Annotated in this window: 22 protein-coding genes and 3 pseudogenes; 6 read left to right on the top strand and 19 right to left on the bottom strand. The window is 59.6% G+C overall.

The window, feature by feature from the left end; genetic code table 11:
- Positions 1-52: 52 nt before the first annotated feature.
- The 5 genes and pseudogenes from JZZ72_RS21665 to JZZ72_RS28465 form a co-directional block, all read right to left on the bottom strand.
- A complete protein-coding gene (locus JZZ72_RS21665) occupies positions 53-517 on the bottom strand; it encodes a hemerythrin domain-containing protein (RefSeq protein ID WP_016486340.1) in 465 nt (154 codons plus the stop codon).
- Between the two features lie 316 nt (positions 518-833).
- A pseudogene (locus JZZ72_RS21670) lies at positions 834-1181 on the bottom strand (SDR family oxidoreductase); the annotation flags it as partial.
- 33 nt (positions 1182-1214) lie between these two features.
- Positions 1215-1448: a PLDc N-terminal domain-containing protein gene (locus JZZ72_RS21675; RefSeq protein ID WP_016486342.1), complete on the bottom strand. Its 234-nt coding sequence runs from the start codon at positions 1446-1448 to the stop codon at positions 1215-1217.
- Positions 1449-1461: 13 nt separating this feature from the next.
- Positions 1462-1740 (bottom strand): annotated as a pseudogene (locus tag JZZ72_RS28460) (glutathione-dependent formaldehyde dehydrogenase); the annotation flags it as partial.
- Positions 1741-1749: 9 nt separating this feature from the next.
- A pseudogene (locus tag JZZ72_RS28465) lies at positions 1750-1926 on the bottom strand (glutathione-dependent formaldehyde dehydrogenase); the annotation flags it as partial.
- Positions 1927-2283: 357 nt separating this feature from the next.
- On the opposite strand from JZZ72_RS28465, the gene JZZ72_RS21685 reads away from it, so the two are divergent.
- Positions 2284-2703 carry an NUDIX domain-containing protein gene (locus JZZ72_RS21685; RefSeq protein WP_223817393.1) on the top strand — a complete coding sequence of 140 codons (420 nt, stop codon included), beginning with the start codon at positions 2284-2286 and terminating at the stop codon, positions 2701-2703.
- Between the two features lie 153 nt (positions 2704-2856).
- Positions 2857-3147 (top strand): hypothetical protein, encoded by a 291-nt coding sequence (locus tag JZZ72_RS21690; protein ID WP_016486344.1) that lies wholly within the window; start codon positions 2857-2859, stop codon positions 3145-3147.
- A gap of 123 nt (positions 3148-3270) precedes the next feature.
- Here the strand turns inward: JZZ72_RS21690 and JZZ72_RS21695 are convergent, their stop codons facing one another.
- The 6 genes from JZZ72_RS21695 to JZZ72_RS21720 form a co-directional block, all read right to left on the bottom strand.
- Positions 3271-3597: a KGG domain-containing protein gene (locus tag JZZ72_RS21695; protein WP_024717780.1), complete on the bottom strand. Its 327-nt coding sequence runs from the start codon at positions 3595-3597 to the stop codon at positions 3271-3273.
- 214 nt (positions 3598-3811) lie between these two features.
- Positions 3812-6010: a xanthine dehydrogenase family protein molybdopterin-binding subunit gene (locus tag JZZ72_RS21700; protein ID WP_210015125.1), complete on the bottom strand. Its 2199-nt coding sequence runs from the start codon at positions 6008-6010 to the stop codon at positions 3812-3814.
- Positions 6007-7008 (bottom strand): FAD binding domain-containing protein, encoded by a 1002-nt coding sequence (locus JZZ72_RS21705; RefSeq protein ID WP_210015126.1) that lies wholly within the window; start codon positions 7006-7008, stop codon positions 6007-6009. Before JZZ72_RS21705 ends, JZZ72_RS21700 begins: the two co-directional genes overlap by 4 nt.
- Complete coding sequence (locus JZZ72_RS21710) at positions 7005-7532, bottom strand: (2Fe-2S)-binding protein (RefSeq protein ID WP_016486348.1); 528 nt, start codon at positions 7530-7532, stop codon at positions 7005-7007. The genes JZZ72_RS21705 and JZZ72_RS21710 overlap by 4 nt, the downstream gene beginning before the upstream one ends.
- A 98-nt stretch (positions 7533-7630) precedes the next feature.
- Positions 7631-9418 (bottom strand): thiamine pyrophosphate-requiring protein, encoded by a 1788-nt coding sequence (locus tag JZZ72_RS21715; protein ID WP_016486349.1) that lies wholly within the window; start codon positions 9416-9418, stop codon positions 7631-7633.
- 174 nt (positions 9419-9592) lie between these two features.
- Positions 9593-9973: a hypothetical protein gene (locus tag JZZ72_RS21720; protein WP_016486350.1), complete on the bottom strand. Its 381-nt coding sequence runs from the start codon at positions 9971-9973 to the stop codon at positions 9593-9595.
- Positions 9974-10602: 629 nt separating this feature from the next.
- Between JZZ72_RS21720 and JZZ72_RS21725 the strand changes: the two genes are divergently transcribed.
- Positions 10603-10932 carry a hypothetical protein gene (locus JZZ72_RS21725; protein WP_080641019.1) on the top strand — a complete coding sequence of 110 codons (330 nt, stop codon included), beginning with the start codon at positions 10603-10605 and terminating at the stop codon, positions 10930-10932.
- Here the strand turns inward: JZZ72_RS21725 and JZZ72_RS21730 are convergent.
- The 3 genes from JZZ72_RS21730 to JZZ72_RS21740 all read right to left on the bottom strand — a co-directional run bounded on the left by JZZ72_RS21730 (position 10921) and on the right by JZZ72_RS21740 (position 15915).
- Positions 10921-13470, bottom strand: a complete 2550-nt coding sequence (locus tag JZZ72_RS21730) for a bifunctional diguanylate cyclase/phosphodiesterase (protein ID WP_054888262.1) — start codon at positions 13468-13470, stop codon at positions 10921-10923. The genes JZZ72_RS21725 and JZZ72_RS21730 overlap by 12 nt on opposite strands.
- Positions 13471-13610: 140 nt before the next feature.
- Complete coding sequence (chrA, locus tag JZZ72_RS21735) at positions 13611-14981, bottom strand: chromate efflux transporter (protein ID WP_016486352.1); 1371 nt, start codon at positions 14979-14981, stop codon at positions 13611-13613.
- A complete protein-coding gene (locus JZZ72_RS21740; protein ID WP_210015127.1) occupies positions 14974-15915 on the bottom strand; it encodes a chromate resistance protein ChrB domain-containing protein in 942 nt (313 codons plus the stop codon). The genes chrA and JZZ72_RS21740 overlap by 8 nt, the downstream gene beginning before the upstream one ends.
- 383 nt (positions 15916-16298) lie before the next feature.
- On the opposite strand from JZZ72_RS21740, the gene JZZ72_RS21745 reads away from it, so the two are divergent.
- Complete coding sequence (locus JZZ72_RS21745; protein WP_016486354.1) at positions 16299-17438, top strand: glutathione-independent formaldehyde dehydrogenase; 1140 nt, start codon at positions 16299-16301, stop codon at positions 17436-17438.
- Positions 17439-17619: 181 nt separating this feature from the next.
- On the opposite strand, the gene JZZ72_RS21750 is transcribed toward JZZ72_RS21745, so the two are convergent.
- The 4 genes from JZZ72_RS21750 to JZZ72_RS21765 form a co-directional block, all read right to left on the bottom strand.
- The gene (locus tag JZZ72_RS21750; RefSeq protein WP_024717778.1) at positions 17620-19374 is read right to left on the bottom strand and encodes a glycoside hydrolase family 15 protein; all 1755 of its coding nucleotides are present in this window, start codon (positions 19372-19374) and stop codon (positions 17620-17622) included.
- Between the two features lie 180 nt (positions 19375-19554).
- On the bottom strand, positions 19555-19998 hold the full coding sequence (locus JZZ72_RS21755) for a DUF421 domain-containing protein (protein WP_054888264.1): 444 nt from the start codon (positions 19996-19998) through the stop codon (positions 19555-19557).
- Between the two features lie 9 nt (positions 19999-20007).
- The gene (locus JZZ72_RS21760; RefSeq protein WP_024717777.1) at positions 20008-20514 is read right to left on the bottom strand and encodes a hypothetical protein; all 507 of its coding nucleotides are present in this window, start codon (positions 20512-20514) and stop codon (positions 20008-20010) included.
- A gap of 11 nt (positions 20515-20525) precedes the next feature.
- Positions 20526-21029: a CinA family protein gene (locus tag JZZ72_RS21765; protein WP_054888265.1), complete on the bottom strand. Its 504-nt coding sequence runs from the start codon at positions 21027-21029 to the stop codon at positions 20526-20528.
- Positions 21030-21182: 153 nt separating this feature from the next.
- Between JZZ72_RS21765 and JZZ72_RS21770 the strand changes: the two genes are divergently transcribed.
- A complete protein-coding gene (locus JZZ72_RS21770) occupies positions 21183-21344 on the top strand; it encodes a hypothetical protein (RefSeq protein ID WP_016486359.1) in 162 nt (53 codons plus the stop codon).
- Between the two features lie 52 nt (positions 21345-21396).
- Here the strand turns inward: JZZ72_RS21770 and JZZ72_RS21775 are convergent, their stop codons facing one another.
- Positions 21397-22254: an SDR family oxidoreductase gene (locus tag JZZ72_RS21775; RefSeq protein ID WP_210015128.1), complete on the bottom strand. Its 858-nt coding sequence runs from the start codon at positions 22252-22254 to the stop codon at positions 21397-21399.
- Positions 22255-22450: 196 nt separating this feature from the next.
- Between JZZ72_RS21775 and JZZ72_RS21780 the strand changes: the two genes are divergently transcribed.
- Positions 22451-22975 carry a hypothetical protein gene (locus JZZ72_RS21780; protein ID WP_210015129.1) on the top strand — a complete coding sequence of 175 codons (525 nt, stop codon included), beginning with the start codon at positions 22451-22453 and terminating at the stop codon, positions 22973-22975.
- Positions 22976-23184: the final 209 nt, after the last annotated feature.

Genomic DNA, 23184 nt, shown 5'->3' on the forward strand with positions numbered 1-23184 from the left:
ATCTGAAGCCGATCACCTGCCACGCGCTGAGCGCTGGCAGGTGATCGCTTGACTACGCCGCTCGCTGCTCGCCCTTGAGCATCTTTTTCTGCATTTCCATGGCTTGCCCAAGCTCCTCGAGGGTGTCCTTGCTGAGCAGCTTCTTCGCGGTGGGGAACAGTTCGCCTTCCTCTTCCTCGATGTGATGCTCCAGCAACTCTTTCATGACCTTGACCCGCCCGGCGAATTCGACGGTGCCGGTTTCGGTATGCAGGAGGTCGGGCAGAACGAGGGCGTCGACAGTGCGGTGTTCTTCCTTGGCCTCGTAGTACATCTTCGCTTCTTCCTTGCCACCCGCTTGCTTGATGGCCGGGTAGAGTATTTCTTCCTCGAGCGCGGTGTGGATCTGCAACTCCTGCTCGATCCTGTGGAGTAACTCGGCCCGTTTCTTTACGGCACGCTCGGTAGTGGTCGACAGCTCTTCGAGCAGCTTCTTCACGAGCTTGTGGTCCTGGATCAGTAAGTCGATAGCGTTCATGGCGTTCCTCATCACGGATTGAATCAAGCACTTGCTCGAGGTTGAGTACACGCAGAAAGAAACGGTTCAATGATTAAGATGGCTGGCATCCCCTCAGGCGCGCCCGCTGCCCTCGTTACGCAGACCGCCTCTAGCCATCTCTGCGTCGTGAATGTGTGAGTGTGAAACCCACAAGGACTCCCAACGCCGCTGCACCGATCAGCAGCGGCGTTTTGTGTTTTGACTTCCTCCAGCCTCCGTCGATATCCCTCTTGCCATTCGGAGGCTCAAAGAGGTTTCCCGATGAGTCTTCGGCCTTGGGACTGCGATTTATCCAGGCGCCACTGTCAGGCGCTTCTCGTTCCGTACCCGATGCACCGGGGGCAACTGGGACAATGGTGTCGCTGGCCTCGATCCGTAAGAGCTCAAGGGAAGTGCCATCGACCAGGGTCAATGTCAGCCCTTCGACCGTGCCTGCCTCCCGGTTTGGAAAAACGGGTTCACCTGCGGCATCCAGGCTGTCATAGATGAAGCGTGTACCTTCAAGCCAGCCCACGGCGGTGAGAAGTTCAGGGCCGAGATAATACTTCCCGTCCTGGAAGAAGCCTGGAAACTGATGAGCGCGCTCCACGTTTTGCACGCGATAGCGTTCGCCGGATTTCATGCCTGTCGCTTGATCGATCATGTTGAAAACCCCTGTAAATGCAGCTGGCAGATGTCAGCCTTTGCTGTGCTCGTCGGAGGTGGGCCCTGTACCTCGCTTGATGCCGCGCGGGCCAGCAACGCCCCAGATTCCCAGGCCGACTACCGGCAGCGCGAGGATCAGCAGGGCCCAGGCCGCTTTGACTGCATCTGACTTGTCGCTTCTGAAGACGCTGACGATGGCCCACAGATCGATGAGCAAGAGGATTGCCGCCACGGCAATCCAGAAGTAGCTGGCAAGACCGTTCATGACTTCACCTCCTCTATACGTAGTCAGGGCCCAAGGTGCCGGGTGCAGCGCCTGGCACGAGGATGACCTTGCGGCAGTTGTCCTGCTTCTGATCGAACACCTTGTAGCCCATGGCTGCTTCTTCGAGGGCGAGGCGGTGAGTGACGATCAATTCCGGTTGTAGACGGCCTGCTTCGATGTGTTCCAGCAGTTCAGGCAGGTATTTCTGGACATGGGTCTGGCCCATCTTGAAGGTAAGGCCCTTATCGAACGCGTCGCCGAACATGAACCCGTGAATGAAGCCCGCGTACATGAACTCGTGGCCAAAGATATCACCCGCTTCGGGCTCTGGAATTTTGCCTCGGTCGAGGTGCAAATCGGAGCCGCAAATGGCGGTGGCAGTCACCTTGAGGATGATGTCGTCTTCTCGCTCGATGATGGGATCAGGGACGTTGTCGACCCTGACGTCGTTTGCTCCGTGGTAGGTCAGTGCTCTCATGCTCCTAGCTCCTGCATCACAAAAATCGTGGGGGTATGCAGGGGAAGCTTCCAGGCCATGCAAAGTTCAAAACAACAGCTTCAATGGCGATGCTTGAGAACGGGCAGACTGGTCCTGTCTGGGCCATCCACCGACCGGCGGCTACCGAGATTCCCCGATTTGCCAGCAACTTGCACTTGATCTCACTAGGGTCATTGGCCCCCAAAATTCGGGTATGCAACTGCTCATGCAGTGCCGGGCTCTGCTGATCTGAGGCGAACCGATGGCTAATAAGCCCCTGTGATTGAACGAGTCGCAGCATGGAAACGTCTTCAGGGAAGAAGTCCATTTCTCTGTGTCGCGAGAGGGTGGGTGTTGATGGGTAATGATGATACGAGTGTGTGCATGCGGGACAAACGAAAATGCAGAATCAAATCCAGGGCAACGATAATCTGCCTTCGAAGCGGCAGGGTACTGCTTGTTCGGAAAAAAGGCGGCAAATGGAATTTCCCAGGTGGTTTGATTGAGCCTGGTGAGAGCCCTCATGCAGCTGCGGCAAGAGAGCTACGTGAGGAGACATCCATTGAAGGGCATGGCCTGCTTTCTTTGTGTTCAATCAGAGTGGGGTCAGTTGTGCATCACATCTTCACCACCCGATTCCACGAAAATGAGAAGCCCGTTGCCGACCATGAAATTGTCGCGTGTAAGTGGGTGCTTCGCGAAAAGCTTACCCCTGAATTGCTGAATTCCGCAGCTGCCGGGCTCTTGGCAACGCGGTTGCCTGCTCTGACCGCCTGACCAAGGCTGCAAAGTTGTACAGGAAAATAAGTTTGTATCGAAAATCAGACCGGCTGTCTGTTACCTGTATGACTACCGACTACGTCATTGAACTGCCTCCCAGCTTTGCTATGTTGAGGTTTCCGTATAAGACTAAAGTCGTAGGAGGGCGGCATGCGTGTTCGAGGTGATGTGTTTTGGGAATGGGCGGATCCAGTGCTTCATCATCGTACCCATGACGAGGAGCTCGATGACGGCACCACGATTGATGTGCAGGTCAGGCTCTCGCGCACCGGTCAGACGCAAATGTTCATCGGTGTGTATGCCGGCTGTGGAATGGCATTGCACGAAGAAGCGTTCAATTCTCGTCCAGGCGAGTCCATGACTCGAGCTCTGGCCTGGGGTGTTGATAGAGCCAGGCGCCTGGCCACGGATCAATGGCGCAAAGCGGTGCAGGTGGCCTAGGACAGGGTGTAATTCGAGGTTGATCGTTAGACACAGAGGCTGACGGCCAACTGTTCAAGGCGAACTGCTGCATCTGAATTACGGACGGTGAAGAAACCAGGGCTCTCCATCGCCCTGGTGGACTTAGCGGTTGTCTTCCGTCATCCCGCTGTCTTCGTCCTGAATAGCTTGCGACCCTTCGTCCATACCTTGCTCCCGGTCAGATTTGCTGCCAGAGGTATGCCCTCCTTGACCACCGTGTTGGGTTCCACCACCGGCACGCTGAGGATTATCTTCCTTAAGGTTACCGCCGCTGCCTTGCCCTGTTTGTTGATCCTCAGATTTCCCTCCGGGCATTTGACCGCCTTTCTGGCCGGTTTCCGAAGCCTTCTCACGGTCGTTTGCAAAACTACCAGGGTTGGTTTGCGCGGCGCCGCCTTGCTGACCCGCCTTGTCTTGATCGTTCGCCATGATCATGCACCTCGTGTGTTCACACAGAGAGCCTGTGTTTTCTTCCGATGCCCCGCGAGTACTGGAAGCTCCTTTTACTTTTGTACCTGCTGACAGGGTGCGCGAAAGGTCGTCAAGGGCAACCTATTGCGTGATAAAGAACCCTGCCATGGCTTAGCGGTTGTGGCGCGTCGACGATAGCCCAAAGCGGGTGGGCGACTCGGCCCCTGTCCGATTACAGCACTTTATCGAGCGTGATCGGAAACTCCCTTATACGCTTGCCTGTGGCATGGTAGACCGCGTTCGCCACCGCAGCGGCCACCCCGACAACGCCGATTTCGCCTACGCCCTTGGACCCCAGTTCGTTGACAATGTCATCGTGCTCTTCAACGAAGATCACTTCGATATCCCCGCAGTCTGCATTGACCGGGATGTGGTACTCCGCCAGGTTGTGATTGATGATGCGGCCCAACCGGTGGTCGGTCAATGCGGCTTCGTGCAGCGCCATGCCCACCCCCCAGACCACGCCCCCCAGGATCTGGCTGCGTGCGGTTTTGGGGTTGATCACACGGCCTGCCGCCACAGCGCTGACCACCCGGGCTACCTTGATCGTGCCAAGGTCCTCGTCGACGTGAACTTCCACGAATACCGCCGAATGGGTGGCGGTGGAGAACGGTTGGCGCCTGGCGCCGGGCTCGGCGTCGATCTGCACTTCGAATTTACCGTTGGGGGCGCTCGCCACGATGTCCGCCAAAGCCCAGCGATGGTTGCCCGCGTGCAGGTAGCCCTCGGTGAAAACGATCTGCTGCCGGGGTGTGTTTGCCACCTGGGGGTATATGTTGCGCGCGTGTTCCAGCACCTGGGTGCGCAGGACATGGCAGGCTTGGCGCACGGCCGAGCCCACCGACGACACCGTGAACGATCCGCCCTGAAGCGGGGCGGTGGGCAGTGAGGAGTCACCCAGCATGAAGGTGACATCCTGCACTTTGACGCCAGCTGCGTCGGCGGCGATCTGAGTCATGACGGTATAGGTGCCGGTCCCGATATCGGTGGTGGCACTGCTGACGGTCAGGTGGCCCTGGGCATTGATGCGCGCCTTGGCACTGGCCTTCATCTGCATGGCTTCCCAGACGCCGCCGGCCATCCCCCAGCCGACCAGTTGGTTGCCATTGCACATGCTGCGCGGTTGGGGAGTGCGGTTATGCCAGCCAAAACGTTCGGCACCTTGCTGGTAGCACGCCAGCAGTTCCTTGCTGGAGTAGGGCTTGCCCTCGTTGGCATTGTTGGCGGCAAAATTGCGGCGGCGCAGCTCTACCGGGTCGATCTGCGCAGCACAGGCGAGCTCATCCATGGCGCACTCCAGCGCAATCATCCCGGACGCGGCCCCAGGCGCCCGCATGTCCAGCGGGGTGTACACATCAAGCGAGGCCAGGCGGTAACTGAGCGCAACGTTATCGCACTGGTACAGCATGCCGCTCCATTCGACCAGGTGTTCGGTGAAGTCCTCGAAGCGGGAGGTCTGGCCAAGCGCATCATGAGCGATCGCAAGCAAACGCCCGTTTGCGTCTGCACCCAGGCGCATGCATTGTTCGGTGCGGGGCCGGTAGCCAAAGGTGAACATCTGCTGGCGGGTCAGTGTGACGCGCACCGAGCGCTTCAGGTGCAACGCCGCCATCACTGCCAGCGGCAACTGGTACTGCGGGCGCAAGCCCGAGCCGAAGGCGCCGCCGACGAACGCCGCGCGCACACGAATGTTTGCCTTGGGCAGGCCGAACACCTTGTGCAGGTAGTCCTGGCAGTTCTGCGTGCCTTGGGTCTTGTCGTGGATTTCCAGAGTGCCGTCGGCCTTGTAGTGCACGGTCGATGCATGGGGCTCCATCGGGTTGTGGTACTCGTTGGCCGTCAGGTACGTGGCATCCACCTGCACCGGCGCTTCGGCAAACTGCCCGGCGAAGTCGCCACGCGGCGCCGGTGTTTCGGCGGGGGCGGCATGCGATTTTTGGCATGCGCCCAGGTCTGTCTGGTGAGCCTCCTCGGCATAGTCGATTTTGATCAGCGAGCCTGCATAGCGGGCCAGTTCCAGGGTTTCGGCGATCACTAATGCCAACGGTTGCCCGCTGTACAGCACTCGATCATTGAACAAGGGCCGAAAAGGCGCCCCCTCGGCAGAGTCGGCATCGCTGTAGTCGTCGTCATAACTGGAGACAGGCGGACGATGGCCATGGTCGAGCACGGCGATTACCCCGGGCACGCGCATGGCCTGCGTGCTGTCGATGCCGAGAACCCGACCGCGGGCGATGGTACTGGACACGACGCTGCCGTGCAGCAGGCCCGTCTGGGGGTATTCGCCCGCATAGCGGGCCTGCCCGGTGACCTTCGCCACACCGTCCACGCGGTCCAGGGGCGTGCCGACTACGGGTGTGCTTGTGATCATGGCCGTGCCCCCCCGTTAGCGGCGCCGCGCGCCGCGTCATCCAATGCCCGCACGATTGCTCGCTGGGCGAGCGTTACCTTGAAACCGTTGTGGCTCAGGGGTTGTGCGCCTTGCAGCAACGTTTGCGCGGCGCGGTTGAAGAGCGCTTCAGAAGGCACCTGGCCGGCCAGCAGGCGCTCCACAGCCGGGTCCCGCCAGGGTTTGTGGGCAACGCCGCCCAGCGCCAGGCGCGCCTGCTGGATCACGTCGCCATCGAAGTTCAAGGCTGCAGCGACTGACACCAGCGCGAACGCGTAGGAAGCGCGGTCGCGTATTTTCAGGTAACGGTAATGGCGTTCGAACACCGGGGGCGGCAGCTCGATGCCTGTCACCAGCTCATCGAATGCCAGTTGATTGTCGCGCTCGGGGGTGTAACCGGGCAGGCAATGGAAATCCGCGAAGGGTATCTGCCGTTCGCCGGACCGCCCCTGTACGTGCACTACGGCTTCGAGCGCTGCCAATGCCACGCACATGTCCGAGGGATGGGTCGCGACACAGGCATCGCTGGCACCCAGAATGGCATGGATGCGGTTCATGCCTGCACGCGCAGGGCATCCGCTGCCCGGTTCGCGCTTGTTGCAGGGGGTGCCGGTGTCGTAGAAGTAGTAGCAGCGGGTACGTTGCAGCAAGTTGCCACCGGTGCTGGCCATGTTCCTCAACTGCGGCGATGCCCCCGCCAGGATCGCGTCTGACAACAGTGGATAATGCTGCTCGATCAACGGGTGCCAGGCCAGGTCGGCATTGCTCACCCGCGCACCGATGAATACGCCGCCGCCAGGGGTAACGTGAATGCCGTTCAGCCCAAGGCCGGAGATGTCGATCAGGCGCTCGGGGCGCACCACGTTTTCCTTCATCAGGTCGACCAGGTTGGTACCCCCGGCGATGAAGTGCGAACAGGCGTCAGCCAGGTTCACCGCTTCGCTGACTGAGGCGGGCTTGTGGTAGCTGAAGGGCGTCATGGGTGCTGCCCTCGTGGTGGTTGGGCGCTGTCCGTCATCAACGGCAGGGCTTCTTCTACCGCAGCGACGATGTTGCCGTAGGCGCCGCAGCGGCAAAGATTGCCGCTCATGTGCTCGCGAATGGCCTCGCGGGTGTCGGCACGTCCCTCGTGAACCAGCCCGACCGCAGAGCAGATTTGCCCCGGGGTGCAGTAACCGCACTGGAACGCATCGTGGGTAATGAAGGCGCGCTGCATGGGGTGCAGGACGTCGCCACTGGCCAGCCCTTCGATGGTCACCAGGTCGGCCCCGTCGCACATGATGGCCAAGGTCAGGCAGGCATTGACGCGCTTGCCGTCGCGCAGCACCGTGCAGGCGCCGCACTGGCCGTGGTCGCAGCCTTTCTTGGTGCCGACCAGGTCCAATTGCTCACGCAGCAGGTCAAGCAAGGTGACCCAAGGATGCACCTGCAGTGTTCGGGGCTGACCATTGAGGGTCAGACGGATGGGGTGCTTTGCAGCCCCGTTTGAAGCGATCGCGGTCATGGTAGGTCCTCACGGTCAGGGTTCGCGCAGTCTGCTGCGTCTCTGTTGTGCGACCGGGCCGGCAGATCAAACGTTCAGCCGGCTCGCCGGGGTGCCGATCACTTCTTGCCAGGCAGCACCGAGCCGAGCACCTGCTTGGCTGTCTGCACGATGATGCCCGCCTGGTCGGGGTCGCCCTTTAGTAAGGTACTGGCAAATTTCTTCGCCTGCTCCAGCTTGATGTGGGGTGGCAGGGGTGGCACGTTCGGGTCGGTCTTGAACTCGATCAGTACTGGCCGATCAGCAGCCAGCGCGCGCTCCCATGCAGCGGCAACGTCCTCTTCGCGATCTACGTAGATACCTTGCAGGCCAATGGAAATGGCGAAAAGATGGTAGGGCACGTCGGGGATCGACTGCGAAGCTTCGAACTTGGGGTCGCCCTCCATCACCCGCTGCTCCCAGGTCACCTGGTTGAGGTCCTCATTGTTGAACACGGCACAGATCCATTGCGGGTTGTCCCACTGCTGCCAGTATTTGGCCACGGTGATCAGTTCGGCGAGGTTGTTCATTTGCATCGCCCCATCGCCCACCAACGCAACTACAGCCCGTTGCGGATGGGCGAATTTGGCTGCAATCGCATAGGGCACTGCGGCGCCCATGCAAGCCAGGCCGCCGGACAGCGAACACTGCATACCCTGGCGAATCTGCAGGTCGCGCGCAAACCAGTTGGCACAGGAGCCGGAGTCGCTGGTGATGATGGCGTGGTCGGGCAGGCGAGGGGACAGTTCATGGACCACGCGTTGCGGGTTGATCGGGTCCGCCTTGACCAAGGCGCGCTTGGCCACGGTCTTGTCCCACTGCGTACGCCAGGTTTCCACCTTGTCGCGCCAGCGCCGGTCGGTCTTGTGCTCAATCAATGGCAACAGTGCGCGCAATGTTTCGCTGGCGTCGCCGACCAGGTTGACCTCCATCGGGTAGCGCAGACTGAGCATGTCGGGTTGCAGGTCGATCTGCACGCCTCGCGCCCGGCCTTCCTTGGGCAAAAATTCGGAATAGGGAAAGCCGGAGCCGATCATCAGCAAGGTGTCGCATTCGGTCATCAGCTGATAACTGGGTTCGGTGCCGAGGAGGCCGATCGACCCGGTGACCCATGGGAGGTCGTCCGGCACCACAGCCTTGCCCAGCAGCGCTTTGGCCACCCCGGCGCCGAGTTTTTCGGCAATTGCAATGACCTGCTCTGTCGCCTGCAGTGCGCCGGCACCCACCAGTATCGCCACCTTGTGCCCGGCATTGAGCACCTCGGCGGCGCGCTGCAGGTCTTCGTCGAACGGCAACACCCTGGGCTTGCTGTAGCCGATGCCGGAATGCACCGTACCGTGGGCCCTCGGCGGTTCGTCATAGGGCAGGTCCTGCAGGTCGTTGGGCAGGATGATGGCGGTGACGCGGCGTTCGCCGACAGCCGTACGCACTGCACGGTCAAGCAGGTGGCGCACCTGCTCCGGTGTCGATGCCTGCTGAACGAACGCACCGGCCACGTCCTTGAACATCGACAGCAGGTCCAGCTCTTGCTGGTAATGCCCGCCCAACGCCGCCCGGGCCTGTTGACCGACGATGGCCAGCACCGGCTGGTGGTCCATGCGTGCATCGTACAGGCCGGTGAGCAGGTGCGAGGCGCCCGGGCCGGATGTGGCCATGCACACACCGAGCTCACCGGTGAACTTGGCATGGGCGCTGGCCATGAAGGCGGCCATTTCCTCATGGCGGGCCTGAATGAATTCAATCTTGCCGTTGGCCCGGCTCAGCGCGCCGAACACGCCATTGATGCCGTCGCCGGGGTAACCGAAGATGCGCCGTACGCCCCATTGATACAAACGCTCCACCAGAAAGTCGCCTACCGTGCCGGTCATTGCCTGCTCCCGTTCAGTTATCGATAGGCGTCTGGACTTGGCACGTGCCGGGAAAGTTTCAACGGTATGCGCAGCGGTCTGGCAGCTGGAGCCTGGTAAAAGCCGACAGGCTCGAAGGTGAACCGATAACCCACAAAAATGCTGTGGGCCTTGCACTGCGCCAAAAGTTTCCCGTCAACCCAGTTTATGCAGGGCTTCTACCAATTGAGCCTTGTTCATGGTGGAACGCCCTTTGAGATCTTTGCTGCGCGCCTCCTTCATCAGGCTTTCCTTGCTTTGCGATTCCAGCGACGCGCGCGAGGTGCGTGAATGCCCCTGACGAGACTCGGCGGCGCGCTTGGCTGAATCCGTGCGCGCGGTCTTCTTCTCACGCGACGGCGTCTTGCTGCCCGAGCCTCCCGGCTTTTCACCGCCACCGGATTGTTTGTTCACGGTGGCCCAGGCGCGCGCTTCGGCTTCGTCCTTGCCCACGCCCTTGTCCTCGTACGATTGCTCAATGTGCTCGGCCTTGCGTTTCTGCTTGTCCGTATATTTGTCCTTGTCACCGCGTGGCATGGCATTGACTCCTGAGTGAGTTGCTTGATCAATGGTGAAACCGGAACGCCGGGCCATGGACGGGAGATCCACGGCCATTCGGCCATTCCACCTAGCTGCCCGATCCTGCGCCTGATCCACCACCGGTTGAGCCATCGCTACCACTCCCCGGACCTGCACCGCTACCGTTCCCTCCATTACCGCCGGAGCCCGTTTCAGTATCGGTACCGTCACCTCCCGTGTTGTCCGTTCCATTGTCATGGGTACCGCCATTACTCGTGCCCATGCCATCGGCTGGTGTTCCTGAGCCTGTCGCACCGCCTTGGCCGTTCATGTGCCCATTGCTGTGCGGTTGCGTGCCCGGGGCGCGTTGATCGTTCAGGTCGGTGGCGGCCAGGGCAAGTGGCGCCGTGCAACCCAGGCACATTGCGAGTAGCAGCGCGTATGTTTTTTCTGCGTTCATGGTGAAACTCCGTTTCTGGTTGTTCACCCAGTGTTCGGCCTGCCGTATACCGAAGGGTGCCCTCAGCGCGACGGAAGGTGCAAAACGGATGGACAAATGCCACTTGTCTGGCCGCGGGCACCCGTGAGCCACGCCCGCTTCTCACGTTTAGGTGCAGATACCATCTGCCTCTGAACGGAGAAAGGACATGGACATTGATGCAAACGAAGATGAACCATCCCTCGGTCCCGGGACCAAAGCGGTTGAAGTACCACTGCCGCCAGATGATGAGTCACCCATCGAAGAACAGATGGACGACGTGGATGCAAACAACTCAGTATCCAGTGAGCATCCAGATCCTGGCGGTGCGAACAGTGGATTGGGTATGCCCCGGGATGCTCAACTGAACGAAGGGGCTCAGATACCTGACGACCCGCCCAAACCTGATGGTCCGGGTTCCAGTCCCGGCCTTGGCAATGACAAGGAAAACCAGCGCTCCCCTGGAGTACCGGCTAGCGACCCTGAATCAGGGGTATGATAACTGCTCTCTCATCATCCCTATCAGCGCTTCGTTTTCCAGCGGTTTGCTGAGCAGGAAACCTTGCACTTCATGGCATTGGTCATCGCTAAGGAGGGCCAGTTGCTCAGCGGTCTCGACACCTTCGGCAGTTACCGTCATACCCATTGCGTTGCCAAGATTGATGATGGCCTGGACCACGCTACGGTCACTGCCGCTCTTGCCCAGATGCTGGACGAAGCGCTTGTCGATCTTGATGCTGTCGAACGGGTAGGTACGTAGGTAACCCAGAGAGGAGTAACCGGTCCCGAAGTCGTCCATGTTCAGGCGCACGCCTAGCTCCTTCAGTGCCTGCATGGTATGCAGAGCGCCTTCAACGTCGTTGAGCATGACGTTTTCAGTAATTTCCAGTTCCAGGCGATGGGCCGGCAGGCCGGTGGTGCGCAATGCGTCTCCGACGTCGCGAACGACATCGCTGCGGCTGAACTGGGCCGGCGACATGTTTACCGACACCATCACTGCCTGCGGCCAGCCGCGGGCTTTATCGCAGGCTTCCTGCAACACCCAGTTGCCAAGCAACACGATCAGGTCTGACTCTTCGGCCAGCGGGATGAACCGATCCGGGCGCAGCAGACCCAGGCGTGGGTGTTGCCACCTCACGAGGGCCTCAGCCGAGGCGAGCGAGACCCCGTCGACCTTGAAGCGCGGCTGGAAATGCAGCACAAGCTCGCCACGTGGTATGCCGTCGCGTAGTTCGCTTTCCAGCACACGCTTGTCCATCAATGCTGCATTCAGTTGCGCCGAAAAAAAGCGCCAGGTGTTTTTGCCCGCCTGCTTGGCGCTGTAAAGGGCCACGTCAGCGTAGCGGATCAAATCGGTTGGCGTACCGGGATACTCGGCCGACATCACGACACCAAGACTCACACCCACTTGAACACTATGCCCCTCGACTTGCATGGGTCGCCTGATTGCTTCGATCAAGCGGATGCAGAATCGGTCCATGTCCTTGTGATCCCCTGGCCGTGTCACTACGACGATGAACTCGTCGCCTCCCAGGCGGGCGACAAGGTCACTCTCGCGAGTAACCTGACTTAGGCGGCCGGCCACCTCGAGCAACACCGCATCGCCGGCCGGATGCCCCAGGCTGTCGTTGATCGGCTTGAAATTATCAAGATCCAGTATCAGCAGTGCTACCTGGAGGGGGCCAGTGCCGGTAATGGTTTGTTCGAGGAACCGGAACAGCTTGTTGCGATTCGGCAGCCCGGTAAGGGCGTCGTGCAAGGAGAGGTGCTGAATGTGGGCATGTGCGGCTACTTCGTCGGTGATGTCGCTGCAAGTGCCACGAAATCCGGTACAGACGCTCTGATCCACGATTGCGCGGGAAGCGATTGTGCAAATACGCTGTTGGCCAAGATGATCCTGGTACTGGCAGCGTAGGGTACCGGAAGAGCCTGTCGCAGCCAGACTATGAAGCCAGGTCTGGAGATGGCTGGTATCACACGACAGCAGCTCGGTAATCGGGCGCTGTCGCCATACGTCGACAGGATGCCCGGTCAGTTCGCTAAACCGGTCCGACAGGTAGGTTAGTCTCAGGAGCACATCGGTTTCCCAGATCCAGTCCGACGCGGCTTCGGCCACGGCCTTGAAGCGTTCTTCACTCGATTGCAGGGCAGCTCTGGAGATCTCAAGCGCACGGTGGCTACGATCGATCCTGGTGCTGGCCCGCATCGCATAGCGTGCAAACAAGGCAATGGTCAGCGCAATCAGGAGCACAGCGATAGCGAGGGGCGTGATGACTGTCTTGATCAATTGGGAACCAGGCTGCGGTAAATCCCAGGTAAGGGCGCGACCGATGCCTTCGAGTGCAAGAGCACCGCGCCCTTTACGCTGCTCGGTCGAATCGCTTACAGCCACGCCGGACAACCCCGCCGACTTGCCCAGTTCCCACAGCAGCTTAGGCGAAAGAACACGAATGAATACCATCACCGCCGTAGGTTCCGGCAGGTGGTGGGGTTGGGCCTGTGGACGTATCAGTGCAGCGCTGTACAACGATGGCAGGCCACGAAACATGATGTATCCCGAAGTCGCCTGGTCATGCTGCGCGGCTTGGCGAGCAAGGTGCAAGATCTTGCCAGTACTGTCGGTTAGCTGCTCAAGCCCCCGCTCGCTGAGCTGACCTTCCAGCATGGCGTACCGGGTACCGTCATCATCGAGCACGTATACCCCCTCGTACCCATCGGAGGTGAAGAGCGTGGCTCCTACATTATCCTCGATGTATGCCCAATGCGCGTCGACCTGTCTCCCCAGGTGATCGTAGGCGGCCTGCCAATCGGCGTGGGTCAGCAGAAACGTCCTGTCGTTCCTCTGCAGTTGGTTGATGGCCGAATCAGCATGGAAACGGCTTTGCTCCATTTGTTGAACATCGAGCGCCTCGGCGAGGCGGTAGAGGGAAAACAGCCCCAGCAACAGGGCTAACAACAAGATCAGGGAGAACACCAGGATGAGTTGCCCCACCACATGACTACGGGTCGACATTTCATTGTCAGCAAGCACGTCCATTGGTTCACCGTCGCGGTCGAGGTCTCCAAGGGTTGACCGGGGAGCCGGCTTGGAGGTCAATGGCGCTGACGACCGGTGGTGGGCGAAAGGCGTGGTTGATCGACCGACACTGGCAGCATTGCTTGGCACATCCACTGGTTTCATGCCCGCCACAGGTGAACTGCCAGGCCGGCCAGGGCGCAAGCGAACAGCACTTCGATCACGCCCCGCTTGAAGCGGAACAAAGCAATCGCAGCTGCAGCCGCAATAGCCGCGCATGGCCAGTCAAGCGCTCCACCAAAGCCTTTCGGCCAGAGCACGTGGTAGCCGAAGAACAGGGCGAGGTTCAGGATCACGCCCACTACTGCGGCCGTGATCCCTGTCAGCGGTGCGGTAAATTTGATCGCGTTGTGGGTCGACTCTACCAATGGCCCACCGATGAGAATGAACAAGAAAGACGGCAAAAAGGTGAACCAGGTGACGAGGCTCGCCGCGACGGCGCCAGCAAGGAATGGGTGTTCGCTCCCGAACATCGGATTGACGTAGCCACCGACGAAGCCGACGAAGGCGACCACCATGATCAGTGGCCCCGGTGTGGTTTCTCCCAAGGCGAGACCATCGATCATCTGGGTGGGTGTCAGCCACCCGTAGTGCCCTACAGCGCCTTGGTAGACATAGGGCAATACCGCATATGCACCGCCAAAAGTCATCAGTGCGGCCTTCGTGAAGAACCAGCCCATCTGCGTCAGGGTGCCGTCCCAGCCAAACGACAGTGACAGAAGTCCCAGGGGCAGGACCCAGAGCCCAGCACCTATCAGCAGCAGGCATACCAGATGCCTCAAGCTGAAACGGGCATGTTCGGGTGTTGGGGTATCGTCATCGATCAGGGCAGGGCCATAGCTGTTCTTCGCGCCCCCATGACCGCCACCGATCACGAATTTGCCTGGGGCGAAGCGACCACCCACGTAGCCGATGATGGCAGCCACCAGCACGATCAGCGGGAACGGCACGTTGAGGGCGAAGATCGCCACGAACGAGGCGCCGGCCATGGCCCACAGCCAAGCATTCTTCAGGGCTCGCGAGCCAATCCGGTGGGCTGCGTGGAGGACAATCGCCGTCACCGCCGGCTTGATGCCATAGAAAATCCCTGCGACTACCGGTACTTCGCCAAAAGCGACGTAGACCCACGACAAACCGATCAGGATGAACAGCGAAGGTAGCACGAACAACGCGCCGGCAATTACCCCGCCCCATGTGCGGTGCATCAGCCAGCCGATGTAAGTGGCCAGCTGCTGAGCTTCAGGGCCAGGCAGCAACATGCAGTAGTTCAGCGCGTGCAGAAACCGCTTCTCGCTGATCCACCGCCGGCGCTCAACCAGCTCCTGGTGCATGATCGAGATCTGCCCGGCGGGCCCGCCAAAACTGATGAAGCCCAATTTGAGCCAGAACAGGAAGGCTTCATAGAGGCTAATCGGCTGCAGAGTCGCTTGCGATGGCGGCTGCTTGCTCACTGCAGAGGTGGTCTCAGCCATTTGGGGTTTCCTCAATCGCGAAAGCCGTCAGCAGGCCATCAAAGATGCCTCCGGCGACCATCATCAGTTGATCGTCATCGCCAATGCTCTCTCTCAGGCCGGCGAGGACACGCTCGATACCGGGTGCTTCGGAAGGTTGGTATCCCCCAACATCCAGGTAGTGGATAACACCTGCCAGGCGTGCCAAGCCTGGCTGCTGAACGGCAAAGCTCTCAATGAGGGTTTCGAAGGAAACACGGTGGCCGACGTGGCTGAACATGGCCCCATCAAAATCGAAGCCGAGCGCATCGCTTGGGCAGTCACCTGGACTGTCCAGCCAAATGAATCGGGCGTCGGGATCGATGAAGCGACGGATCAGCCAGGCACATGCCAACCGGTCTACCCATGGGCGCTTTCGCGTTGCCCATCGGCGACCTTGGTATTCGCTGCGTTCCAGCTGGCTGATGGCCTCATCGTGTGCCCTCGGCTCATCGGGGGACAGTGCACGGCTAATCGAGGTCTCAAGCGCCTGCAGGGCCAAATCGGCTTGTGCCTTGAGCACGCCTGGGAAGAAGTCGATCGCCGCCAACTGGCCGAAAGCCTTCCTGAGCTTGCGCACCTGCCGGGCTATCTGCAGTGCATTATCCGGGGACAGGTCAGCCCGCCAGCCTGCAATTTCCTCCAGCAGCTTTTCGTACTCATCGCTTCTGTCGAATAGCCCGCTGAAACGCTCCTCGCGCTCAGACAGCGACAGCAGAAATGCCGTGCCGTTGATGGCCAGCACATCTCGCTGCACGGCTTGAAACGCTTCACGGCCCACGCTTTTTTCAGGCAGCAGGTATACGCCATCCCGTAAAACTGCCGCACCAGAGGCCTTCAGGGTTCTCCAAGCGCGCATTCGCTCGGTAGCGTTCGCCGTGGGCAAACCAAGGATCAAAAGCGACCAATCAAGCATGTAGAGATCTCAACATAAAATGTTTATCTATTTACATTATGCAAGACCCACAGAAAAGCAATCCAACACAGGCGGAAGTGGCGTTGGTCAATATCTTCATGAATGCGCGTGACGCGCTCATCGGCCGCAAGCGCCCGCACGTGTTCATTGCTTGCGCGCAGGGTGAGGCAAGTTCTCGATGGCCCGACCGGCGTGGGGTGAGGTTGCGAGGCTGTCCTGCCTCTGGGCTTGACAGTCTAAGCGTGTTTGCAACGCCCGTAGCAACGTTGATTAGCGCCACTGATCCGGCTCAAGACGTGACGCATTGAACACTCAAACCTGAGTGAACGCCTGAACAGGGTAGGGCAACTTTTCTGTCGCCCCTCACTTTCAGGGAGTTCAACATGAAAGCAATCGTGTACAACGGCCCACGTGACGTAGCGGTCAAGGATGTGCCGGACGCAAAAATCGAAAAGCCTACGGATGTGCTGGTACGCATCACGACGACCAACATCTGCGGTTCTGATTTGCACATGTACGAAGGCCGCACCTCATTTGAAGCCGGGAGAGTGTTTGGCCACGAAAATCTCGGTGAGGTCATCGAGGTTGGGGCAGGGGTCGACCGGGTCAAGGTCGGTGATCGGGTCTGCCTACCTTTCAATATCGGCTGTGGGTTCTGTGAGAACTGTGAAAAAGGCCTCACTGGGTTTTGCCTTACAGCGAACCCTGGTGCTGCGGGCGCCGCTTACGGTTTTGCCGACATGGGCCCTTATCAGGGCGGGCAGGCTGAGCTGCTGCGTGTGCCTTATGCGGACTTCAACTGCTTGATACTGCCGGAGGACGCCCAGGAGCGTGAAGACGACTACGTCATGCTCTCGGATATTTTTCCCACCGGTTGGCATGCAACAGAACTGGCCGGCCTGCTTCCGGGTGAGAGCATTGCGATTTACGGCGCGGGGCCTGTCGGCCTGATGGCGGCCCATTCGGCAATCATCAAAGGCGCGTCTCAGGTGTTCGTCATCGACAACCAACCGGATCGGCTGCAACTTGCCGCGCAGCTGGGGGCAACCCCAATCAATGCAGTCGAGCAAAAAGCAGTCGAAGAGATCATGAACCTTACCCACGGCAAAGGCACCGACCGGGGCTGTGAGTGCGTGGGCTACCAGTGCTGCGACAAGCATGGCCATGAAGCGAACTACCTCACCATGAACAACCTGGTCGCTTCCACCAAGGCTACCGGTGGCATTGGCGTAGTAGGCGTGTTCGTGCCTGAAGACCCTGGTGCGAAGAACGACTTGGCGAAAGAGGGCAAGATGGCCTTCGATTTCGGTGCGTTCTGGTTCAAGGGCCAGCAGATCCGCACAGGTCAGGCGAACGTGAAGGCCTACAACCGTCGTCTTGCAGAGCTCATCCAGCATGGGCGTGCCAAGCCTTCCCAGATTATCTCTCATCGTTTGAAGCTTGCTGAAGGCCCAGATGCCTACAAGCACTTCGATGCGCGGGATGATGGCTGGACGAAAGTGGTGCTCAAGCCTGCGGCGTGATCCGCTCTCACTGCTTCCAAGGACGGAAGTTTGGTGAGAAGGGCAACCTGCATGTATTAGAAGCAACCCTCACCGGCTTGTCAGTGCGTTATCACCCGGCAATTTCCAGTTGTGTGTTCTTCCGCCATCCTCGCAGATTCATGGCGCAAGCGAGACGGTTCAACGCAGATGATGTCTGGCGTCATCGTTCAGGATGGCAGCCCCCGATAGCCATTGCAGCCTTGAGGGCTGCCAGGTGAGTCAGGCCCTGCGGAAGGTTGCCCAGATATTGCCCAGTCTGCGCATCGATCATCTCCGAGTAGATGCCTACCCCGTGTGATAGCCCTTTCAAAGCATCTGCATAGGCGGCTACGGCGCGATCCTGGTTACCCAGAATGGCCCAGGCTTCGATCAACCAGAATGTGCAGGCCAGGAAGCAACCTTCCTCTTCCTCTGCATCGGTGTAGCGATAATGGAAAGCTCCGGCCCTAAGATCATGATCAATGGCTTCCAGTGTGCTGCCCATACGTTCTTTACTGGGGTAACCGAACCTGACAGCCAGTGCCAGTGAAGCGTCAAGTCGGTCGCTGTCTGGATAGAACAGGTACGCCTGGCGTTCTTCGCTCCAGCAGTGCGCCTCGATCCATGCCTGGATGCGCTGCCGCTCGCGATCCCAGCGTTCCCGGCAGGTGGTGGGAAGGTGGCCACCATCTGCCAGTTCGATGGCCCGGCTCAAGGCTTGCCAGCAACTGATCTTGGACATCGTGTAGTGCTGCTTTTCCGGTAACTCCCAGATACCGGCGTCCTGCTGACGCCAACAGTCGGCGCATTGGTCGGCAAGGTCTGAGAGGAGCATTGCGCTCGGAGAATCAAGAATGTTGCCGCTGTCGATGAAGCAGCGCGCTGTTTCGAAGATATCGCCGAAGACGCCGTGTTGGAGTTGGTCGCGGGCATCATTGCCGACGACTGGCGGGGAGTTCTTGTAGCCAGGCAGATCGACGGGGCGCACGCAATCACCGATAGCACCGTCCAGGGTATAAAACACCCGTGGCCCATGTTCATCCAACCGGCGCAGTAGCCAAGTGAACGCAGCTTTGGCTTCCGGCTGCGCGCCGATACCCAGAAACGCTTCGATGGTGTAGCCGGCATCGCGTATCCAGGCGAAGCGGTAATCGTAGTTCTTGCTGCCGCCAATCCGTTCGGGAAGGGATGAGGTCGCTGCCGCCATGATCGACCCACTTGGAGAGGACAGCAGAAGCTTGAGGGCCAGCGTATTGCGGACTACTTGGGTCTGGTACGGGCCGTCATAGACCAACCCCTTCGACCATTGGCACCACTCCCGATGCGAGCCGTCGATGCGTTCATCGATCAGGGCCAATGGGGGTACCACCAAGGGCTCATCTCGTCCTGCGATGATTGCGACCACTGAGCGTTGTCCTGCTGCAAGGCTAAGGACAGCACGGACGCCCATGTCGTCTTTGCGTTCGATGTGCACATGATGGTCGTGCAGGAACATGCCGAGTATTCGGCCCGCATGAAAAACGCAGGCATTGTCATTCGGCGCCACGTAGGGGCTTACCGTGTCGGCCTGGGTTCCGAAGTCGATAGCTATCACGAAATCGACTTTACCCTCGATACCTTCGATGCGTCTGGCAAGTTCGGCCCAAGGCAGGCGTCCAGCAGGGCCACTGTTCAAGGATTCCGTCAGCCGGGCACGACCCTGACGGGTAATGAAAATTGTCTCAAGGACGTTGCTGTCTGCCAGGTAGCGGCGCTCAGCAACGAATGGCTCGCTAGGGGTGATGGCAAAGAAGCCTCCAGTCTGAGGGGCCAGCAACTTGTCGAACAGGGGGGGTGAATCCATGTGCGGCACACACCACCAGTCGATGGAACCGTCCAGTCCAATCAGTGCCACGGAACGTCCATCCCCGAGCGCACCATACTGCTCCAGGGGCAACCATCCACCCTCATCTCGCTGAGGTTTGCCCTGTTGGACTTCTGCCGGTTCTCTTTCCATCGGTATGCCTACCAGATCATGTGTTCTGCTTCCGACATGGCTACCTGGCGTCTGGTTCGTCTGAATTGAGTACTGAGCAATCGGGGGCAATTCGGGATGAGCGAGGAGCGGCCCCGTGCCTTACTCGGCAGGAATGATCGAAATCTTTCCGTTGCGTTCGACGATAGCGAACTTCACCTGCTCAATCCTCTCGATGCCTTGGCTGTCCCGCGCTGATTCAAGGATATCGTCCTCCGTGAGGCGTGCCCGACGCATGCGGTGATGCAGAAAGCGCCCATTCTCGACAACCAAGGTAGCGTGCCCATCCAGAAACCTGGCCAAGGGCCTGGAGTTCAGCTTCGCGAGTGAAAGGCCGACGTCCAGAACGATCAGCGTGGCAATCACCAGCATGGCATTGGTGAATGAAAAATCGTCACCCAGAAGCGCCTGCTGGGTGGCTTCCCCGATGATCAGCAACAACACGAAGTCGAAGGTCGTCAAATCGGCCAGCGAGCGCCGCCCGGCCACGCGAAACAGCAGCATGAGGGCGACGTACATTCCGGCTGCGCGGAGGATCGAGTCCATGACGCACTCCTAGGGGTAAAGGAATGTGGAGAAGTGAACGGCGCTTTCAGGGCCAGCCTTGACGCTGCACTCCAGAGTCCCCACGTGCTCACTTCGTAGGGTCAGGTACAGGGTGGCGACCCCATCGTGCTTGGTACCCAGCTGGAACAGCATGGCCTGGCCATGCGACATCGAACGTTGCGGCTCCGGTTGTAACGTCTCGATGCTGGCGTCACGGAGCAATGATCCCTCGAGTTGCAGCTCCACCGGCTGACCAGGAATACCCTGAACGGTGATGAAAAGGCTGTCTGTCGTGCCGCTTCGGCTGAGGCGTTGATACTCAACCCGTACCCGGCCATCCTGGCTGACCACCTCGGCATCGCTCAACGGGCCATTACCGAACAGGCCTGCCAAGGCAAGCAGTACGATGGCCACAAGCACATACCATCCCACGCGCTCGAAGCGCCAGACACGCTGCTGCATCGGCATGTCTTCTTGAACAGGATGACGCCTGGATAGCAGTTCATCTTCCGACATGATCACAGCCCTCAGGCGCGCTCGCCGCGTAACCAGCGCTGGTGATAGTGGGAAAGCCGGGTCAACCCGAACAGCGCGCCTTGGCGCATGACCTCAGACCGCTCGCCGAAGAAACGTTGAGTGCGCGTGAAAACGGCAACGGGGTCGCCGGCAAAAGCCCACGCAAAGCACATCGTCCCCGGTGGTATCCCGGACTCGGGCGCCGGCCCGGCTACCCCGGTGGTGGCGATCACCACATTGGCATCGCTGTCTCGCAAGGCGCCCAAGGCCATTTCCCGGGCTACTGCTTCGCTGGTCAGGCCGTATCGCTCGATGGTTTCGGCGCTGACCCCCAGCAGGCGTTTCTTGGCGCTGGGCGAGTAGACGACATAGCCGCTTTCCAGCACCTCTCCGGTACCCGGTATCGCCGCCAACAACGCCACAAGGCAGCCTGCAGTGCATGATTCTGCTGTGCTCAGAACCAGTTTGTTGTTTTTGAGATAGCCGAGGGTGGCCAGTACAGGGTCGTTTTCCATTCCAGCGTCGACTCGCTTGTTTTGCGGTGGACGCGATCCTGGTGTGTTTGGTTCATCTCATCTACTGCCCGGCTATCTCGAGAAGTGAACCTGACATGAACTTTGCCCGTGCTTTGGCTTCCCTTGTTCAAAGGCAAAGGACGGGAGCGCAAGATGAAGAAACAGAGCAACAGGCAAGAGGACGCCGCGCAGACGAGGCCGCCCGGCGAAGAGGAGCGAGATAACGATGCCCATCGTCCGGATGGGTCCACCGGCACATCCCATGACTCGACAGCGCAAAAAACGGCCCGTGATCACGATCAGCACAAACGCTGAAACTGCCACGCTAAAGGGGGTGAGGCTCGCCAGCACGGCGAGCCTCTTTTGGCTAGAGGATCGGTTTGCCACCCGTCACTGCGTAACGTGAGCCACTGATGTAACTGGCCTCGTCGGAGCCCAGCAGCACGTAGATCGGCGCGACCTCCACCGGTTGACCGGGGCGCCCCATCGGGTAGCTGGAACCAAAGTTCTTGACGGCCTCGTCCGGCATGGTGGCCGGAATCAAAGGCGTCCAGATAGGGCCTGGCGCGACGCTGTTGACCCGAATACCTTTCTTGCCTAGCAGCTGAGCAAGGCCCGCAGTGAAGTTGGCAATGGCCCCCTTGGTCGTGGCATAGGCAAGCAGGCTGGGGGATGGATCGTCGGAATTGACCGAGCTCGTGTTGATGATCGAACTGCCCTTGGGCATGGAAGGCAGTGCCGCCTGGCAAATACGGAAGATGGCGGTGATGTTGGTATCGAAGGTCTTGACCCATTCGTCATCGTCAATTTCCTCCAGGGTCTCGTGGGACATCTGGAACGCCGCGTTGTTGACCAGGATGTCGATACGCCCGAACTGGCTGACGGTCTTTTCAACGATGTCGTAGCAGTGCTGTTTATGCGCCAGGTCTCCGGGCAACAGAAGGCATTGACGGCCTGCGGCCTCGACGCAGCGTGCGGTTTCTTGCGCGTCGTCATGCTCATTCAGATAAGCGATGGCGACGTCGGCTCCTTCACGGGCGTAGGCAATCGCTACTGCCCGCCCGATGCCGCTGTCGGCTCCGGTGATGAGTGCAATCTTGCCTTCGAGTCGATTGTGGCCGGTATACGACTGCTCACCACAATCCGGGTAAGGCTCCATCTTGCGCTGTGAGCCGGGAACATCTTGAGGCTGCGAAGGGAAGGGCGGGGTAGGGAAGTCTCGCATGGTAGAAGCTCCTGCAGTTGAGAACGTTCATACCGGTTCGAAAGGCCCCGCCTCCGCGTGTTGGTTTCAATCTGCGGTTGGTACGACGAGCGGTGCGGGCTATCAATTCAATTGAATTCCATGCCCCATCGCCTGTTCTACCGAATTCAGCTCCAGGCTCATCCCGTAGCTCGGAGCCCTACTCCCGGAGCAGCGAGTGCCTCGAATCATTACCCCTACGACCCCTGAGCACGAGATCAGCGAACACAATGCCAGGATGTTTGGCTCTCCCAAGGAGCGTCTGGATTTTTACCGGCGGGAAATCCAGTACGAAACCAGCATCCTCGCCAACCGCACGGACGCCTACCTGGCGGCGCAGTCATTCCTGGTCATCGCCTTCGTCTCCTCCATGGGCAACCTCAATCAAGGATGGGGCGAGATGTTCACCCTGATCGTACCGGCGTTCCTTGCCTTGCTCGGGGTATTGAGCGCGCTCAACGCCTGGCCTGGCATCCGCGCGGCGTACAACATCATCGATCACTGGCAGCTCAAACAAAGTCATTTGCTGCGCAGCGAGCCATTGATGGGACGGGCTTACGACGAATCGCCGCTGTTCTGCGAGGCGGAAACCTCGCGTGCCGGGCATCGAAAGTCATTGCTGTTCTCGCTACGGACGCCGTGGATCTTTCTGGTGTTCTGGGTGCTATTGGGTAGCTACTCGGTATACATCCAGCTGGCCTGAACACGTTTGCGTGAAAACATGGAGGTAACGTTTTGAAGACTGAGGGATTACTGACCGAGCTCCTCAATGCCCGTGGGCCGTGGCGGGCAGGACGAATAGCCCCGGCGCGCCGTCTATACGCAGTGGCTTACCACCTGCCATTTCGATGGAATTATTTGTTCCCTGGTTTGCTCAATAACGCATGACCAGGGAGGGAATTCTGGTGGTCG

Source organism: Pseudomonas palmensis, from assembly GCF_017848315.1.
Lineage (GTDB): Bacteria > Pseudomonadota > Gammaproteobacteria > Pseudomonadales > Pseudomonadaceae > Aquipseudomonas > Aquipseudomonas palmensis.